Below are 17,273 nucleotides of genomic sequence, written 5' to 3'. Positions count from 1 at the left end.
GCACGACAAACGGTGAACCGGAATATGGAGCCGGGCACACGGATTTAACCAAGGAGATATTTCATGACGAACGTCATCACTTTCCCTGACGCCCATGAACGTGATCGCCTCAAGTCCAGTGACCACCAAGGGTTGAGATACCTGAACAAGAAAGAGCGACAACTGATCGACCGCCTGCGCATGACCAGCCATGCAGGCCGTCAATATGTGTATGACTACGCCAACATCATGTCGCGGTCCAAGCCGTTGTATCCCGAGCCCGTGGATTGACGCTCAGGTCGTTGCCGGACCTGTGGGGATGAGTCTGCCCGCGCAAAGCCAGCACGGCTAAACTCGGTGCGGTTTGAATAAGGCTTTGCGAGCAGACTCACTTTCGCCACCCTGCGGGCCGCCAAAGTCGGTTGATCTGAGCCTATAGTGGGCAGATGTTTTTGCCCTCAGGACACCGTCATGCCCGCAGCCACGCCCGAACCCGTCAACACTGACGTGCCTTCCCCCACCCCGGCGAAAGTCGATCACCTGCGTTTCCACAAGGGCCACGCACACTTGGCGCCCACGTTTGGCAGCGACGCCTTTGCACTGAAGGCAGAAGCGTTTGCGCGATTCTTCGGTACGCCGACGTTTCTCGGCGCCCAGACATTGATCGTGCTGCTGTGGGTGGGCGCCAACATCAGCGGTCTGGTGACCTTCGACCTTTACCCGTTCATCCTGCTCAACCTGGCCTTCAGCCTGCAGTCGGCCTACGCCGCGCCACTGATCCTGCTCGCGCAGACCCGCCAGTCGGCGCGGGACAAAGCCAATGCCGATGCCGACGCGCAGCACCGGGAAGCCCTGGCCGTGGCCAACGAAGAACGCATGGCCCGCGCGGCGGAGCACACCGCGCAGATGCTCGAACTGCTTGAACAGAACACGCGCCTGACCGAAATGACCAAAGTGCTGACCGAACGCGTCGAAGCGCTGACCGCCGACATGCACACGCACTTTGTAAAGAAGGAAGGGCGCGCTTGATACGTTGAGAACCGGCTTCTGGCCGGAGGGCATATGCGCCCGACTTTTCGGCGATCAGGCGCGAAGCGGCCATAGATTTGGCAGATGCAGTCTGCCTGCAACGGCCAAGGCGTCCGGGTTTACTGCCGGTGCCCGGCAGATCGTCCGAGTGCGGCCCAGAGCAAGCGCGCTCCGCCTCCGGCCAGAATAAAAAGCCAATCGCATACCGTCACGCCTATTGCGACGTTGCTACCGCCTAGAAGGCGTGCAGGCAGACCGCGATCCTGCTTCTGCCCGGAGGGCGTGGGAGCATTCGGAGGTTACGACGGACGCGATGGAGCGCGCAGCGGTCCTGAAATCATCCGGCGCGGTGTGCCAGGCTGATCGCGTTTGCAGGATTCACTGCCGCTGCGCGCCAGATCGTCCGACTGCGGCCCAGAGCAAGCGCGCTCCTACGGCCTGCGGCCAGAATCAAAAGCAGTCGTCAGTTCCAGCCTGATCAAGGGGCCACGTTACCGATCAGGGCTTGGCGTCGTGTTTCTCCTTGAAGCCCGCCGCTGCCGCCTGCACATCCGGCGCGAAATCCTCGAAGCCCATGACCTTGCGCACTTCAACGGTCTCATTGTCCCCGGCCGGGCAACGCTTGGCCCACTCAATCGCCTCATCGAGCGACCCCAGTTCGAGCAACCAGTAACCGCCCAGCACTTCGCTGACACCGGGGAACGGCGCCCGGCCAAATCGACAACCCTTATCCCTCCTCATTCAGAACATCCGCGGACTGCCCGAACCGCTAGCGTTGAACCGCAGGCTGAGCGCTTTGGCCACTGCTGGACATTTATGATATTGCGGTTGTCATGGAACAGCGGGATTATGACCGTAATTTTTCTACACCCAACAACCCGATGCTTCCCCGGAGCGAACGCCATGCAAACCACCCCTCGCGAAGAAACCCTCGCCCTTTGGCTCGCTCAGGAGCAAGACATGCGGGCCCGGCTGGGCAAGGCTGGCAGCATGAGCCTGATCGACGTGGCTCAGCTCACCCCTCAGGAGTTTTTCGACGGGATCGGCAACGGCCTGTACCCGCATCCGCCGATTGGTGAGTTGATGGATTTTGTGCCCATCGAATGGACGCCCGGCCGCTTCATCTTCCAAGGCACACCCGGACCACAGCACTACAACCCGCTGGGCAGCGTGCACGGTGGCTACGCCGCCACCCTGCTCGACTCGTGCATGGGTTGCTCGATCCACACCCGGCTGAACAAGGGCCAGGGTTACACCACCCTCGACTTGCGCATCAGCTACATCCGGGCGCTGACCAACAAGACCGGCCCGATACGCGCCGAAGGCACGGTGGTGCACGTCGGCCGTTCCACGGCGCTGGCTGAAGGCAGGATCTATGACGCCGATGGCCGTCTGTACGCGACCGGCACCACCACTTGCATGATCCTCGACATGAACCGCTGAACGTCCAACCGACTGCCCACGCCTCCCCCTGGAGAATTGCCATGCACCCCGCCACTGCCTCGATCGTCATTGCCGGCTATGCCCGGTCGCCCTTTCACTTCGCCAAGAAAGGCGGCCTGATCAACCTGCGTCCCGACGACCTCGCCGCCCAAGTGCTCAGAGGCCTGGTCGACAAGCTCGACCTCGACCCCGCAGCGCTTGAGGACGTGATCATGGGCTGCGCCTACCCCGAAGCCGAACAGGGCATGAACATCGCTCGCATTGCCAGCTTCCGCGCGGGCTTTCCCGACACGCTGGGTGGCGCGACCATCAACCGCTTCTGCGGTTCTTCGATGAGTTCGGTGCATTACGCAGCCGGGCAAATCATGCTCGGCGCGGGCGAAGCGTTTCTCTGTGCGGGCGTCGAATCCATGACCCGCGTGCCCATGGGCGGCTTCAACATTTCACCCAACCCGACCCTGATGCAGGACATGCCGCAGGTGTACATGCCCATGGGGTTGACCGCCGAAGAAGTCGCTAGACGCTTCGACATCAGCCGCAGCGAACAAGAAGCCATGGCCGTTGAGTCCCACGCCAAAGCGGCCAACGCGCGTGAACGGGGTTTGTTCGTCGATGAGATCGTACCGGTGACGACACCCGATGGCGTGGTCAGCGAAGACGGCTGCATCCGCCCCGGCACCAGCCTGGAAGGTCTCGCGGGGCTGAAGCCTGCCTTCGGCGGCAGCGTCACAGCGGGCACGGCTTCGCCCTTGACCGACGGCAGTGCGGCGGTACTCGTCTGCACCGAGGACTTCGCGCGCACCCATGGCCTGGAGATTCTGGCGCGCATCAAAGGCGTCGCGGTCGCCGGTTGCCCACCGGACATCATGGGCATGGGCCCGGTTTACGCGACCCGCAAATTGCTGCAGCGCGCCGGTTTGAGCATTGCCGACATCGATCTGATGGAGATCAACGAAGCCTTCGCCAGCCAGTCCATCGCGTGTGTGCGGGAGCTGGGGCTGGACATGGCAAAGGTCAATCTGGACGGTGGCGCGATGGCCATGGGTCACCCGTTGGGCGCGACAGGCGCACGCATCACGGGCAAGGCGGCGTCATTGCTCAAGCGTCAGGGTGGCCGGTATGCGGTGGCGACCCAGTGCATTGCCGGTGGCCAGGGCATTGCGACGTTGCTTGAGGCGGTTTGATTTTTCCGTCAGGTCGGTTTTCTGCGCCTGATAAATCGTTCGCGGGCAAGCGCGCTCCTACACGGGTTTTGCGATCCGCCGTGGGAACTCGCCTGAATCAATGCACTCTCAAACGGTCCCAATCTCCACTGCATTCATGATTCCCGGTCAAAACTCCCTTTCCGATCCCCCGGTTTTTCCGCAGGGATCGAATCGGGATACTGGGCTTCAGATTTCTATCCTTCGCAATGGAGAACCCCATGACTGTTCCTGCATTTGGCCTCGGCACCTTCCGCTTGAAAGACCAGGTCGTGATCGATTCGGTCAGCAACGCCCTGGACCTGGGCTACCGCGTCATCGACACCGCGCAGATCTACGGCAACGAGGCCGAAGTCGGCCAGGCCATCGAGCAAAGCGGTATTGCGCGAGACGAGCTGTACATCACCACCAAGATCTGGACCGACCACTACGCCGCCGACAAGCTGATCCCGAGCCTGAAGGAAAGCCTGGCGAAGCTGAAAACCGACCACGTCGACCTGACGCTGATTCACTGGCCATCGCCACAAGGCAAGGTGCCCGTCGCCGAGTTCATGGGCGCACTGCTGGAGGCGAAGAAGCAAGGCCTGACACGTGAAATCGGCGTCTCCAACTTCACCGTGGCATTGATGAAAGAAGCGATCGAAGCGGTTGGCGCCGAGAACATCGCCACCAACCAGATCGAACTGCACCCGTACCTGCAAAACCGCACCGTGGCTCAGTTTGCTCATGAGCATGGGATCAAGATCACCTCGTACATGACCCTGGCGTACGGCGAAGTGCTGAAAGACCCGGTGATCCAGCAGATCGCCCAGCGTCATCAAGCCACCCTGGCACAGGTGACGCTCGCCTGGGCGATGCAGTTGGGTTACGCGGTGATCCCGTCGTCAACCAAACGCGCCAATCTGGAGAGCAACCTCAAGGCCGTGGACCTGAAACTGACCGACGACGACATGGCGCAGATCGCCCGTCTGGATCGCGGCCATCGCCTGACCAGCCCGGCCAGCCTGGCGCCGCAGTGGGACTGATCGAACAACCTCGACGCCCTTGATTCTGCTCGGGTGACCGTGAGGCGGAGTGTCTGGCTCCGCACGGTCACCTCGGCAGCCAGTCCCCGCGACTGCGCCCCGTAACAATGCACCCGAACCATAATCAGGCACTTGCGTAACATCCTCCAAAAATTGGTTCACCTACCCCCGAACCAATGCCATCTCATCCCCTGAACCAACCTTCTGAACCTTTAGCGATTGGCCCGACCGGGCGCAACAACGTGCTGTCCCGCGCCTGGATCACGCATTCGAACCGTGAACCAATTTTCATTGGCATCGCTATTGCACTCCTCCATACATCGTCGCTCGCGGCTCTCGCTGCCAGCGGCCCTCTGTTTTCATCCTGTCATGAGAGACCAAGATGGAAAGGTTCGAGACTGATGCGCCTCACGACAACTCGTCGAAAATGGCGCTGGACGCACTGCGCCAGATGGTGGCGCAACACGCGGCGTTCCCTCAGCGTGCATTGCCGACCGAGCGTGAACTGGCGGTGGATTTCGGTGTAAGTCGCCGGGCGATTCGTCGGGCGCTGGCGGTGCTGGAAGCCGAAGGGCAGATCTGGCGCCGCCAAGGTAAAGGCACCTTTGTCGGTCCGACGCCGCCCAGCGCGTCGATGAGTTTTGCCAAGCTCTCGAGCCGGACCAATTTCGGCGAGGTCATGGAAGCGCGCCTCTACCTGGAACCTGCGCTCGCCTCCCTGGCCGCACTGCGTGCCAACGGCGAACAAATGGCGATCTTGCGCCGCCTGGCCGAACGCACCGAGCGCCAGCAGCACGCCACCGAAATAGACGCCGAAGGCATCGAGCTGTGGGACAGCGCGCTGCATCGCGGGATCGCCGAAGCCGCGGGCAATCGCCTGATGCTCGACATCTTCGAAATGCTCGACGCCATTCGCCTCGACCCTGCCTGGCGTGACCTGCGTCAGCGCGCACGCAATGCCGATCGACTGGACACCTACAGCCACGATCACGACGACATCGTCAGCGCCATCGAAACCCGTGACCCGATCAAGGCCGCCACTGCCATGCGCGGCCATCTGCGCGCGCTGCAGCAGGCGCTGGACCACGTCATCCAACAAGACCTCGAGGCCAGCGTATGAACAGCAAGGACCCGCAACAGCCCGTGCTGAGCGTCAGCGACCTCACCGTGCGTTTCAAGGAGGCGCCGGCCAATGTGGTCGATGGCGTTTCCTTCTCTCTTCAGCCGGGCAAGACCCTGGCCATCGTCGGCGAGTCCGGTTGCGGCAAGAGCGTGACGTCCATGGCGTTGATGGGCCTGCTGCCCGATACCGCCAAGGTCGCGGCCAGCGCTTCCAGCCTGCTCGATGAGCCCTTGCTCGGCATGTCCGACGAGCGCCTGCTGGACGTGCGCGGCAATCGCATGGCGATGATCTTTCAAGAGCCGATGACCTCGCTCAACCCGGTGTTCACCATCGGCGAGCAGATCGCTGAAAGTGTCATCCGTCATCAGGGGTTATCGGCGAGCGCTGCCCGCCAGCGCGCGCTGGAGATGCTGGAAAAAGTCCGTGTGCCGGACGCCGCTCAGCGCCTGAATGCCTATCCCCATGAACTCTCTGGCGGCATGCGTCAGCGGGCGATGATCGCCATGGCGCTGGCCAACGATCCGGCGCTGATCATCGCCGACGAGCCCACCACCGCACTGGACGTCACCATCCAGGCGCAGATCCTGTCGCTGGTCGCCAGCCTGCAAGCGGAGACCGGCACGTCGATGATCCTCATCACTCACGACCTCGGCGTGGTCGCGGAAGTCGCTGACGAGGTCATGGTGATGTACGCCGGTCGTGTCGTAGAGAGCGGTTCGGTGAAAACCCTGTTCGACGATCCGCAGCACCCGTACACCATCGGCCTGATGGGCTCGATGCCGTCGGTCGGGCCTCGCGAGGGACGTCTGGCGATGATCAACGGCCGCGTCCCCACGCCTGCAGAAATGCCCAGCGGCTGCCGCTTCGCCAGCCGCTGCCCGTTCGTGATTGCAGCTTGTCGCGAAGCCCGCCCGCCGCTGTTGGAAATCTCCGACGGCCATTTCGCCGCCTGCATTCGCGCGCCACTTGAACAGCACTTGGGAGTCAGCGCATGAACCCGTCGCAGAACGAAATCGTCGACGCCGCCGCGCAGGACAAACCGATTCTGGAAAGCATCGCGGTCAGCAAACATTTCCACAGCGAGACCGGCTTGTTTCAACGCGAGAAACCGCCTGTGCAAGCCGTCAACGAAGTCTCGCTGGCCGTGCGCCGGGGCGAAACCCTGGCGCTGGTGGGCGAGTCCGGCTCAGGTAAATCGACGTTGGGCCGTGTGCTGCTGAACCTGCTCAAACCGACAGCCGGGGATGTGATCTACGAGGGTCGCAACCTGGGCAATCTGCCTGCCGACAAACTGCGTCAGGTGCGTCGCGACCTGCAGATCATTTTTCAGGACCCGTTCGCCTCGCTGAACCCGCGCATGAACGTCGAATCGATCATCGGCGAGCCGATCTGGCTGCACCGCGATGACAGCCGCAGTGCGCGTCAGGACAAGGTCGCCGAACTGCTGCGCACGGTCGGACTGGCGCCCGAACACGGCAGCCGTTTTCCTCACGAGTTTTCCGGGGGCCAGCGGCAGCGCATCGGCATCGCGCGTGCCCTGGCGTCCGAGCCGCGCCTGATCCTCGGCGACGAACCGGTGTCGGCGCTGGACGTGTCGGTGCAGGCGCAAGTGGTCAACCTGCTCGAAGACCTCAAGCACCAGTTCGGTCTGACCTTGCTGATCGTGGCCCATGGTCTGGCGGTGATTCGCCACATGAGCGACCGGGTCGCGGTGATGTACCTCGGGGAAATCGTCGAGCTGGCGCCCGTCAACGCGCTGTTCGAAACGCCTTTTCATCCCTACACCCAGGCGCTGATGGCGGCCGTGCCGGTCAGCCACCCTGACCTGCGCCGCCCTCGCCCGCTGCTCGGCGGCGACATGCCAAGCCCGAGCAAGCCGCCGTCGGGTTGCCGTTTTCACACCCGTTGCCCGCATGCCAAACCCTTGTGCCGTGAGCTCAAACCGGCATTCGAAACCGTCGAAGCGGGACGCCAGGTCGCCTGCCATTACTGGCGCGACATTGCCAACGCCGGTGCCGGTTCGCTGATCGTGCCGACGCCCAGCGCGGCCTACAGCCAACGCCTGAACCTGTTCAAAAGCCATCAAGCCCTTTCTCTGGAGAGTCAGCCATGAAGTTCGCCCACCTGATGACCACCACGTTGTTGCTGCTCGCTGCGAATGCGGCTGTCGCCGAAACCACGCTGCGCATCGGCATTCAGGACGACCCTGACGTGCTCGACCCGCATCGCTCGCGCACCTACTCCGGCCGCCTGGTGTACACCGCGCTGTGCGACAAGCTGGTGGACATCAGCCCGGACCTGACCTACGTGCCGCAACTGGCAACGGCCTGGAACTGGAGCGAAGACGGCAAGACCCTGACCATGACCCTGCGCGACGGCGTGACCTTCCACGACGGCGAAGTGTTCGACGCCGCCGCCGTGAAGTTCAACCTGGACCGCGCCCGCACCCTGCCCGACTCATTGCGCAAGAGCGAACTGTCGTCGGTGGAAAGCGTTGACGTGATCGATGCCAGGACTGTGGCGATCAAGGTCAAGCAACCGGACGCCACGCTGATTTCGCAGCTGTCCGACCGCGCCGGGATGATGCTCGCACCCAAGGCGTCAGCGACCGACGTCGGCTCCAAACCCGTGTGCTCAGGCCCGTACAAATTCGTCCAGCGCGTGCAGCAGGACCGCATCGTGCTGGAGCGATTCGACAACTACTGGAACAAGCAGGCGTACCACTTCGACAAGGTGATTTTCCTGCCGATTCCTGACACTTCGGTACGCCTGGCCAACCTGCGCTCGGGGGATCTGGACATCATCGAGCGCGTGGCCCCGACCGACGTAAAAACCGCCAAGGCCGACAGCCACGTGCAAGTGTTCAGCACGCCGGGGCTGGGTTACATGCAACTGATGTACAACACCAACAACGGCGACAAGGCCAACAACCCGCTGGGCAAGGACAAGCGCGTACGTAAGGCGTTCGAGCTGGCCATCGACCGCGACGCGATCAATCAGGTGGTGTTCGAAGGCCTGTACGCACCCAGCGCGCAGCCGTTTCCGAAAAGCAGCCCCTACTACGACAAGGACCTGCCGATCCCTGCCCGCGACGTCGAGGCCAGCAAGAAACTGCTGGCCGAAGCGGGCGTGAAAACCCCGGTCAATGTCGAGTTGAAAGTCGCCAACAACCCGATCGCACAGCAGGTCGGCCAGATCATTCAGGCCATGGCCGAAGAAGCCGGTTTCAAGGTCAACCTGATTGCCACCGAATACGCGACGCTGCTCAGCGAACAGCAGGCCGGCAACTTCCAGATCGGCATGAGTGCCTGGTCCGGCCGTCCCGATCCGGATGGCGACATCCATCAGTTCGTGACCTGCAAAGGCGGCCAGAACGACGGCCATTTCTGCGACCCCAAACTCGACGAGTTGCTGAACAAGGCGCGGACCGTGAACGACCAGGCACAGCGTCAGGCGCTGTACTTCGAAGCCCTGCGCCTGCTCGCCGAGGACGTGCCGACCAGTTACCTGTACTTCGATCCACGCATCATCGCCATGCGCAGCAACCTGACCGGTTTCGTGCCGAACCCCGATGGCCTGATCCGCCTGAACAACGTCGCCTTCAAATGATCACGGCCCCTGTGGATAACCGCTTCGGCCGCGAGGAATCGCCATGCTGATTTTCATTCTGCGACGCTTGCTCAGCGCCATCCCGACGCTGATCCTGGTCTCGCTGTTCGTCTTCACCCTGCAAAAACTGCTGCCGGGCGATCCGGTGCAGGCAATGGCAGGCGAAGAGCGCGACCCGGCGGTGATGGAATACCTGCGTGACAAATACCGGCTCAACGATCCGGTGCCGCTGCAGTACGTTCACTGGGTCGGCAACGTGCTGCAAGGCGATTTCGGCACGTCGCTGCGCACCGAACAACCGGTGACCACGCTGCTGGCGTCCAAGCTGCCGGTGACCCTCGAGCTCGCGGTGCTGGCGTTGATCATCGCGCTGCTGATCGGCATTCCCACCGGGGTGATTTCGGCGGTGCGCAAAGGCACCGCCACCGATTACGCGGCCAACGTTGTTGCCTTGTCGGGGATTTCCATCCCGCACTTCTGGCTGGGGATTCTGTTGATCATGATCTTCGCCGTGAAGCTGCAATGGCTGCCGGCCTCGGGCTTCGTACCGCTGGGTGAAGACCTTGGGCAGAACCTCAAGACCCTGATCCTGCCCGCTTTCGTGCTTGGCGCGGGCCTTTCTGGCGTGCTGATGCGCCACACCCGCAGCGCGATGCTCGAAGTGCTGCGCGCCGACTATGTGCGCACGGCGCGGGCCAAAGGTCTGTTCCCGCGCACGGTGATTCTCAAACACGCGTTGCGCAATGCACTGATGCCCATCGTCACCCTGACCACCCTGCTGTTTGGCGAGTTGCTCGGCGGCGCGGTGCTGACCGAACAAGTGTTCAGCATCCCGGGCTTCGGCAAGATGATTGTCGATGCCGTGTTCAACCGAGATTACGCCGTGGTGCAAGGCGTGGTGCTGTGCGTGGCCATCGGCTTCCTGTTGCTGAACCTGCTGGCCGACGTGCTGTACCGCCTGATCAATCCACGTCTGAGGACAGCCTGATGACCTCGATTGCCGTTAATCCTGCAGTGCCCCACGAAGAGACGTTGAAGCCACGCACGCGCTCGCCATTCGTTAAGAAATTCCTCGCCAACAAGGGCGCGGTGATCGGCGCGGCCGTGTTGATCGTGTTCATCCTCGCCGCGCTGCTGGCGCCCTGGATTGCGCCTTACGATCCGTTGAAAGCCAACTTCCTCGCGGTGCGAAAAGCCCCCTCGATGATGCATTGGCTGGGCACCGATGAACTGGGCCGCGACCTGTTTTCCCGCCTGCTGTGGGGCGCGCGCAGCTCACTGTTGGCGGGCGGCGTTTCGGTAGCCATCGCCATGATCATCGGCGTGCCGCTGGGTCTGCTCGCGGGCTACTTTGGCGGCAAGCTGGACGCTGTGATTTCTCGCATCATGGAAGCGCTGTTGTCCTGCCCGTTTCTGGTGTTGGCGATTGCGCTGGGCGCGTTTCTCGGCCCGAGCCTGACCAACGCGATGATCGCCATCGGCCTGTCGGCGATGCCGATTTTTTCCCGCCTGACCCGTGGCCAAGTGTTGGCGATCCGTCATGAGGATTACCTGGAAGGCGCGCGCGCCATCGGCCTGCCGGACCGCTGGATCATCCTGAGTTACGTGCTGCCCAACGTGCTCTCGCCACTGGTGGTGCAGGCAACGCTGACCATTGCGTCGGCGATTCTGGCCGAAGCCAGTCTGTCGTTTCTGGGCCTGGGCCAACAACCGCCCTCGCCGTCCTGGGGTTCGATGCTCAATACCGCGAAAAACTTCATGGAGCAGGCACCGTGGATGTCAATTGCGCCCGGCGTGGCGATCTACATCACGGTGCTGTGCTTCAACCTGCTGGGCGACGGGCTGCGTGACGCACTCGACCCGAAAAGCTGATCAACTGCCGAAGAGACTCATTCATGTTCGATGATCTGGATTACAGCCAACCTTACGCGTCCGCCCGCTCGCCGGTGATGGGCAACAACATGGTCGCCTGCTCGCAGCCACTGGCCGCACAGGCGGGCCTGGACATGCTGCGCCGTGGCGGTAACGCGGTAGATGCTGCCATCGCCGCCGCCATGGTCCTGACCGTGGTCGAACCGACCGGCTGCGGTATTGGCAGCGATGCATTCGCCATCGTCTGGGACGGTCAGCAGTTGCAAGGCCTGAACGCCTCCGGTCGCGCGCCGCAGGGCTGGACGCCGGAGCACTTCGCCGGGCAGCCAGAGATGCCGCAACGCGGCTGGGAATCGGTGACAGTGCCAGGCGCCGTCTCCGCCTGGGTCGCGTTGTCCGAGCGCTACGGCAAACTGCCGTTCGCCACCCTCGCAGGCCCGGCGATTGGTTATGCGCGCAACGGTTATCAGGTCACGCCGATCATTGCCGAACTGTGGCGTCGTGGCGGCGCATTGCTGAAGGATCAACCGGGCTTCGCCGAGTGCTTCCTGCCCGGCGGCAAAGCACCGGCCGCGGGCGAAAAAATCACCCTGAAAGACCATGCCAACACCCTGGAGCTGATCGCCGAAACCAAGGGCGAGTCGTTCTATCGGGGTGAGCTGGCACAGGCCATCATCGCCCATGCCAACGCCAATGGCAGCGTCATGAGCCTCGACGATCTGGCGAACCATCGCGTCGACTGGATCGACACGATATCGGTGCCTTACGCCGGCGCGGTCGTCCACGAACTGCCACCGAACGGCCAGGGCATTGCCACACTGGCGGGCTTGACCATGCTCGAAGCCCTCGGCGTGGGCGAACATCCCGTGGACAGCGTAGAGACCGTTCACCCGGTACTGGAGGCGATGAAACTGGCGCTGGCCGACCTCAATCACCACGTCGCCGACGTCGACCACATGCGCCTCGCGTCCGAGCACCTGCTGGACCCTGCCTACCTGATGGAACGCGCCTCACAGGTCACCGAACAGGCCGCTGACCCGCAACACGGCTCGCCCAAGGCCGGCGGCACCGTGTACCTGTCCGCCGCTGACGAGAGCGGCATGATGGTCTCGTTCATTCAGTCCAACTACATGGGCTTCGGTTCCGGCGTCGTGGTGCCCGGCACCGGGATCAGCCTGCAAAACCGTGGCGCTGGGTTTAGTCTCGACCCCGAACACGTGAACGTCGTCGCGCCCGGCAAGCGCCCTTTCCACACCATCATTCCCGGTTTCGTGATGAACGCCGACGGCACGCCGTTGATGTCTTTCGGCTTGATGGGCGGCCCGATGCAGGCACAGGGTCATTTGCAAATGATGATGCGCATCCTGCGCTACAAACAGAACCCACAAGCCGCCGCCGACGCCCCACGCTGGAGGATCGAAGCAGGCTTGAAGGTCGCCGTGGAGCGCTCGTTCGATCGTCTGGTGATCGAAGAGCTCCGCGCCAAAGGCCACGAAATGGAAATAGAAGACCCAAGCGGCGTGTTCGCCTTTGGCGGCGCACAGATCATCCAGCGCACTGCCCATGGGTATGTCGGCGGCACCGATCCGCGGAAGGATGGACTGGTGGCGGCGTATTGAGGCAACCTGCCACGCGCCAGACCGATGCAAGAACGGTGGGAGTGAGCTTGCTCGCGAAGACTTAGCATTATGTGCCGAAGATGCAGAGGGTGCATCGGTTCCTTCGTGTGGTGGCGGTTCTGATCAGGTTTACTTCAACGGGATCGGTATCGGGATGAAAATGCTTGAAGGACTGCGTGGCCGACAGGGCCTCACGGTCTTTCAACAGCACACTAAAGACGCATCCAACTGCGTAGGCACTAATAAAAGCTTAGCCGCTCGTCCCAATTACCTTACCTACGTTGTACTCAATAACGTGTCCGCCTGAGCCGTCTAGCATTCATCAGGGTGTCTTCACTCTTCATCCCAAAAATTTCCGGGAGGCGCATACTCCCCACCCCGTAAGACAGCGCACCAGCCGTAACTTCTATGAAGCATCTCAAGATCAAGGATCTTGTAAACGCCTCCATCAATTTTCTGCAACGTAATCAAACCATTAGCGAAATGCGTATATCGACCGCCCGCCCCTGCAACGGCTCTTAACTCCAACTCTCTACGTTCCCATTCTGATACCACCCCCGATGACTTAGGAATAGTATCCGAAAACGAAATTTCAAATTCTTTTGAAACCTTGCAAAAGCAGGGTATTCGTTCCTGCCTGAGTAATTCATCCGTGATCATGCTTTCAGGAAAGTCGATATTTCATTTCACTTAAGTGCACTCCGAGGAACAACTACCTCACCTGAAAATTTTTTTGAAAGGTACTGACGGGACTAAAATATTGGGAACCATGCGGATCGCGAATAGCTACAACGGAGAAATATCACTGTCGCTTGTAGCTTGTAGCTTGTAGCTTGTAGCTTGTAGCTTGTAGCTTGTAGCTTGTAGCTTGTAGCTTGTAGCTTGTAGCTTGTAGCTTGTAGCTTGTAGCTTGTAGCTTGTAGCTTTTAGCTTTTAGCTTTTAGCTTTTAGCTTTTAGCTTTTAGCTTTTAGCTTTTGGACATCGTCTTTCCAAGCAGCTCAGTTTTCCAGCGGATATTAGACCGCATCAATCGACGAACTCGACACAAATACAGTGTAGTGCTCATCTTCTCGCGCGATGAATTCCGATAAACAATTCATAATTGCCAGTAGGAAGCGTCGACTGAGTCTTTTCAAGCGTGCGGGGACTTACATGGCTGTATCGAATAAAAAGCGCCCCACTTTGCTTGAAAATATAGATAGACCTCGAAGCACTTGATCGCTATTTATGCTCAGCCTGATTTAGCATCCCTGCGTCATCTAACTGTCTCACAGGATCCCAATCAGTAGGAATTAGCTGTTTTTTACCCCACCAGCACATCCCATCAGAAATCCATTTTGTACGTAAAGCAGAATGAGCCAAGGTCGAATCATCATATCCGAACTCTGTTCCACAGCAGGGGCAGATACCGTATGAAGCGCAACCAAAACCATCATATGGAGGCTCATCAAGTTCAGGATAGCCACAGACTGGACAAATATATGAACGATCATTATTGAGCATTGAAATAGTCCAAGTTAGAAGCTTTTCCGTGGACAGCAGGATCAGGCTTGTAATAAGTCCGAATAATTCCACCACTTGACACAACACCAAATTCATCTGTCGCGGGGTTATAACGAACAATATCTCCATTAAGTCTTATTTTTTCAAGCACTCCAGCCGGCTTCGAGGTAGTCAAGAATTTATCAGCTTGAGCTTGATATTCCAACTTTGTTTTAGCACCAAAATCACCTCCATGACGGGCATAATCATCATCAAGCTTAGCTTGGTCGGCGAACTTTGATCCGCCCCCACCCGCTTTCGCACCGACCATGGTAAAAACGCGCCCCGCCGCCTTTCCTCCCAGCGACCGCAGCCCTCCACCCACAAGGTCAATCAGAAACTCAGTCGCGACAACCTGAGAGTCACCATCCAGTTGGAAAACACTGTGGTCAGAACTTGCGTACAGTCGCTTGGCGTCATCATGCGCATCTTGTATTTGTTTACGCTTTGATTCCGTCAGCTCGGCCGTCAACGTGATCGCTAGCTCTTCCTTGAGTTTTTCGTATTGCTCGCCGAAAGCAGCATGCGCCAAAGCATTCAGCGTGATACTCAGCGCAGCTTTGGCCGGCCCCATGGCTGCTTGCATGGCGAGCATTGCAACCTGGGCTTCCTGCACCGGGAGCTTGTTGATCTCCTGAATCCGGTCGCTTGTTCGAGTCAGGAACAATGCCATGTAGGGCGTGACGCTTTGGGTCACGGTCGGATCAAGTGTAATCGCCGTTCCCGATGACGGATCTGCTTCGTTTAGCTGGCCACCACTATTCGTTGTTACAGGACAGGTGCCAGCCGCGCCGTTCGCCCAATCATTGAGATCCGTCTTGAAGGTGGAAGGCAGAGTGTCCAATAAGACCGGATCAAGCCCTGCACGTACGAGGTTTTTGCCCATATCCAGCGCACGTTGATCTCCCAACACCTTGCGTGACGCTTCTGGGATCTCATCAATAGTGACGCGCTGAGCTTGAATCTCGCCCCATAACCTATCAGCAGATGTCGTGACCTCTTCTATGCGGCTTTTAATCACTTGATCAAAATTTAACGCAGCATCTTTCCAACGCTTTAGGGTTTGCAGCGGATGGGTCACCAGATCAATCGACGAACTCGACACATATAGATCAGTCCGATGCTCGTCGTCTCGTGTGATCTCGTACGCCTTGCTCACGTCGCGGTTGAGGCCCGCCGTTGAATCACCCCCTGTCTTGGCATCGTCACGCACGGTGATATCGCCCGCGCCCACCGTGGCGCGCACAACCTGCTCACGATCCTTGTTGTAGTCGTAACCCGAGACGTTCCAGCCGCTTTCGCCTTCCTTGCCCTTGCCCGCCTGGCTGGCTGGCATCCTGAGTGGCGGTGCCGCTGGCGCCCCAGCCATAGGTGCCACCCACGTTCAGGTAGTAGCCGTGTTCCTTGTCGCTGCCTGCGATGTCGCTGAAGCCGAGGGTGCCAGTATCGAGCTTGAGATTGCCCGTGTCCGAGGCGAGCACAGCACCATCGAGCTGGGTGTGTTGCTCAGTGCGGATGTCGAGTTGGTCTTTGGCGGTGATCGAGGTCTGGTTGCCGACCCAGTTCGTGCTGCCTGTGGTCTGGCCGTAGCCGGGTCTACAGCTATTCGCCGGTACCTATCGGGCAGATTCCTGCCGAGCAGCTTGCCCAGTCATGAGCGGTTTCCAGCGCAAGCATTACCAGATCAATTGACGCGCGAAACGCATAGACGATCTCTTGAATCAAATAATCCAAACAATATGGAAGATTATCAATAAAATATGAAAAAAGTCTTTCAACTCTTCAGGCGGCAACACTGCAAAATCTTTAGTTACCGGAGAGTAATGAAAAACACTATCAACCTTCAAGGCATCACCCATTTTAACATTAATTATTGCCACACCCAGTCATAGTCGGCGACGTGAAGAATTAAGAATCCAGTTTTTCGCACCTACAATGCGCTATTGTAAGAAAGCATACTTTGAATCATAACTTGATAGCGGTGCAACAGGCAGCCATTCTGCAGGAATGTAGACCGACTCTATCTTCAAGCTAAATCCATGCCGCCAAGCGATTTTGGAATACATCACTGCAAAGGAAGAAATGAGGCCGTCAGTAAAACCGCTCTCATAGTTCGATCTTCCTGAAACTCGCTTTGAAGACGCGATCACATCAAGAGCTCCTGCCATCCCAACTTCATCTTTTCGGGCGAGTTCTAAGTAGAACTGTACATCTGGCAAAAATTTTTCTACCGCAGCTGCTGGATTTGAAACTATGGCTTCACAACGCCCCTGCAGTATCGACCAGTCTCCACGGATAGCGAGTATAGCTAGATACGCAAAGTGATCTATAGTCGCACAGTTTGAAACTCGCTTCATATCGAAACAACTATCAGTTTCTTTACAAAACCAATCAATCAGTTGTGTATTAACTGACATCAATGGTGTCAGCATCTGCAGCATTTTCCCTAAAGGGCCAGACGTATCGGTTTTCAGATCGTAAACATATTTACGAAGCATCCCTGCCACGTAACACCACGACTTAAAAGCTTGCAAATTTTTATTGTCAAACCATTCCCACATAGCTTTTGCTAACGCATGCGATGACAAACGACTCGCGCATGCTTTTACATCACCTTGGCCTGTAGTTACTAGGTCGACTATTCGATCCAGATCAAAACCGTCCTCCAAATGAGAACGGATATGTTCCAAGCGTGCTACAGCCTTCTTTTCGTAGTTTTTATCCATACACACCTCATTCAATATGTGCAATTATCAAAGTACCTTTGTCACGATCAACGCCGGCCACCCCTTTCACTAGCGTCCCGTTCACCCTAGCTTCGCTCACAGC

At 59.1% G+C, this 17,273-nt stretch carries 15 protein-coding genes and 1 pseudogene; 12 read left to right on the top strand and 4 right to left on the bottom strand.

The genetic code is table 11. The features are described from left to right. Positions 1-63: 63 nt before the first annotated feature. Positions 64-270: a hypothetical protein gene (locus tag AB4N84_RS18740; RefSeq protein ID WP_120127186.1), complete on the top strand. Its 207-nt coding sequence runs from the start codon at positions 64-66 to the stop codon at positions 268-270. A 180-nt stretch (positions 271-450) separates the two neighbouring features. Beyond that, positions 451-1,008, top strand: coding sequence for a DUF1003 domain-containing protein (locus AB4N84_RS18735; protein ID WP_460042603.1), 558 nt, complete (start codon positions 451-453; stop codon positions 1,006-1,008). Between the two features lie 498 nt (positions 1,009-1,506). On the opposite strand, the gene AB4N84_RS18730 is transcribed toward AB4N84_RS18735, so the two are convergent. Next, the gene (locus tag AB4N84_RS18730) at positions 1,507-1,749 is read right to left on the bottom strand and encodes a YciI family protein (RefSeq protein ID WP_460042602.1); all 243 of its coding nucleotides are present in this window, start codon (positions 1,747-1,749) and stop codon (positions 1,507-1,509) included. Between the two features lie 162 nt (positions 1,750-1,911). Between AB4N84_RS18730 and AB4N84_RS18725 the strand changes: the two genes are divergently transcribed. From AB4N84_RS18725 to AB4N84_RS18680, 10 genes are all read left to right on the top strand, one after another. Beyond that, positions 1,912-2,451, top strand: coding sequence for a PaaI family thioesterase (locus AB4N84_RS18725; RefSeq protein ID WP_074757649.1), 540 nt, complete (start codon positions 1,912-1,914; stop codon positions 2,449-2,451). Positions 2,452-2,492: 41 nt separating this feature from the next. Then, entirely contained in the window at positions 2,493-3,635 is a 1,143-nt protein-coding gene (locus tag AB4N84_RS18720; RefSeq protein WP_460042601.1) for a thiolase family protein, read from the top strand. A gap of 239 nt (positions 3,636-3,874) precedes the next feature. Beyond that, positions 3,875-4,678, top strand: coding sequence for a 2,5-didehydrogluconate reductase DkgB (dkgB, locus tag AB4N84_RS18715; RefSeq protein WP_460042600.1), 804 nt, complete (start codon positions 3,875-3,877; stop codon positions 4,676-4,678). Positions 4,679-5,060: 382 nt separating this feature from the next. Further along, positions 5,061-5,798 carry a FadR/GntR family transcriptional regulator gene (locus AB4N84_RS18710; protein WP_460042598.1) on the top strand — a complete coding sequence of 246 codons (738 nt, stop codon included), beginning with the start codon at positions 5,061-5,063 and terminating at the stop codon, positions 5,796-5,798. Then, entirely contained in the window at positions 5,795-6,796 is a 1,002-nt protein-coding gene (locus AB4N84_RS18705) for an ABC transporter ATP-binding protein (RefSeq protein ID WP_460042597.1), read from the top strand. Before AB4N84_RS18710 ends, AB4N84_RS18705 begins: the two co-directional genes overlap by 4 nt. Beyond that, positions 6,793-7,914 (top strand): ABC transporter ATP-binding protein, encoded by a 1,122-nt coding sequence (locus tag AB4N84_RS18700; protein WP_460042595.1) that lies wholly within the window; start codon positions 6,793-6,795, stop codon positions 7,912-7,914. The genes AB4N84_RS18705 and AB4N84_RS18700 overlap by 4 nt, the downstream gene beginning before the upstream one ends. Beyond that, positions 7,911-9,410 (top strand): ABC transporter substrate-binding protein, encoded by a 1,500-nt coding sequence (locus tag AB4N84_RS18695; protein ID WP_460042594.1) that lies wholly within the window; start codon positions 7,911-7,913, stop codon positions 9,408-9,410. Before AB4N84_RS18700 ends, AB4N84_RS18695 begins: the two co-directional genes overlap by 4 nt. 43 nt (positions 9,411-9,453) lie before the next feature. Beyond that, positions 9,454-10,398, top strand: a complete 945-nt coding sequence (locus AB4N84_RS18690; RefSeq protein ID WP_460042592.1) for an ABC transporter permease — start codon at positions 9,454-9,456, stop codon at positions 10,396-10,398. Then, a complete protein-coding gene (locus AB4N84_RS18685; protein WP_460042590.1) occupies positions 10,398-11,282 on the top strand; it encodes an ABC transporter permease in 885 nt (294 codons plus the stop codon). Before AB4N84_RS18690 ends, AB4N84_RS18685 begins: the two co-directional genes overlap by 1 nt. A gap of 23 nt (positions 11,283-11,305) precedes the next feature. Then, a complete protein-coding gene (locus AB4N84_RS18680; RefSeq protein WP_460042589.1) occupies positions 11,306-12,901 on the top strand; it encodes a gamma-glutamyltransferase family protein in 1,596 nt (531 codons plus the stop codon). A gap of 1,222 nt (positions 12,902-14,123) precedes the next feature. Here AB4N84_RS18680 and AB4N84_RS18675 read toward each other — a convergent pair. The 3 genes and pseudogenes from AB4N84_RS18675 to AB4N84_RS18665 form a co-directional block, all read right to left on the bottom strand. Next, a complete protein-coding gene (locus AB4N84_RS18675) occupies positions 14,124-14,405 on the bottom strand; it encodes a hypothetical protein (protein WP_460042587.1) in 282 nt (93 codons plus the stop codon). Positions 14,406-15,480: 1,075 nt separating this feature from the next. Further along, positions 15,481-16,036, bottom strand: a pseudogene (locus tag AB4N84_RS18670) (toxin C-terminal domain-containing protein); the annotation flags it as partial. Positions 16,037-16,384: 348 nt separating this feature from the next. Continuing rightward, the gene (locus AB4N84_RS18665) at positions 16,385-17,170 is read right to left on the bottom strand and encodes an Imm49 family immunity protein (RefSeq protein WP_460042585.1); all 786 of its coding nucleotides are present in this window, start codon (positions 17,168-17,170) and stop codon (positions 16,385-16,387) included. Positions 17,171-17,273: the final 103 nt, after the last annotated feature.

The organism is Pseudomonas sp. S2_H01, assembly GCF_054668305.1.
The sequence above is the reverse complement of the archived record's forward strand: the minus strand, read 5'-3'. Positions and strand labels throughout refer to the sequence as shown.

What these genes read in the sequence shown, in the direction of transcription:
- AB4N84_RS18685 (WP_460042590.1), top strand. Translation starts at nt 10,398, where the DNA reads ATGACCTCGATTGCCGTTAATCCTGCAGTGCCCCACGAAGAGACGTTG.
- AB4N84_RS18695 (WP_460042594.1), top strand. Translation starts at nt 7,911, where the DNA reads ATGAAGTTCGCCCACCTGATGACCACCACGTTGTTGCTGCTCGCTGCG.
- AB4N84_RS18725 (WP_074757649.1), top strand. Translation starts at nt 1,912, where the DNA reads ATGCAAACCACCCCTCGCGAAGAAACCCTCGCCCTTTGGCTCGCTCAG.
- AB4N84_RS18720 (WP_460042601.1), top strand. Translation starts at nt 2,493, where the DNA reads ATGCACCCCGCCACTGCCTCGATCGTCATTGCCGGCTATGCCCGGTCG.
- AB4N84_RS18735 (WP_460042603.1), top strand. Translation starts at nt 451, where the DNA reads ATGCCCGCAGCCACGCCCGAACCCGTCAACACTGACGTGCCTTCCCCC.
- AB4N84_RS18705 (WP_460042597.1), top strand. Translation starts at nt 5,795, where the DNA reads ATGAACAGCAAGGACCCGCAACAGCCCGTGCTGAGCGTCAGCGACCTC.
- AB4N84_RS18680 (WP_460042589.1), top strand. Translation starts at nt 11,306, where the DNA reads ATGTTCGATGATCTGGATTACAGCCAACCTTACGCGTCCGCCCGCTCG.
- AB4N84_RS18730 (WP_460042602.1), bottom strand. Translation starts at nt 1,749, where the DNA reads ATGAGGAGGGATAAGGGTTGTCGATTTGGCCGGGCGCCGTTCCCCGGT.
- AB4N84_RS18740 (WP_120127186.1), top strand. Translation starts at nt 64, where the DNA reads ATGACGAACGTCATCACTTTCCCTGACGCCCATGAACGTGATCGCCTC.
- dkgB (WP_460042600.1), top strand. Translation starts at nt 3,875, where the DNA reads ATGACTGTTCCTGCATTTGGCCTCGGCACCTTCCGCTTGAAAGACCAG.
- AB4N84_RS18675 (WP_460042587.1), bottom strand. Translation starts at nt 14,405, where the DNA reads ATGCTCAATAATGATCGTTCATATATTTGTCCAGTCTGTGGCTATCCT.
- AB4N84_RS18700 (WP_460042595.1), top strand. Translation starts at nt 6,793, where the DNA reads ATGAACCCGTCGCAGAACGAAATCGTCGACGCCGCCGCGCAGGACAAA.
- AB4N84_RS18665 (WP_460042585.1), bottom strand. Translation starts at nt 17,170, where the DNA reads ATGGATAAAAACTACGAAAAGAAGGCTGTAGCACGCTTGGAACATATC.
- AB4N84_RS18710 (WP_460042598.1), top strand. Translation starts at nt 5,061, where the DNA reads ATGGAAAGGTTCGAGACTGATGCGCCTCACGACAACTCGTCGAAAATG.
- AB4N84_RS18690 (WP_460042592.1), top strand. Translation starts at nt 9,454, where the DNA reads ATGCTGATTTTCATTCTGCGACGCTTGCTCAGCGCCATCCCGACGCTG.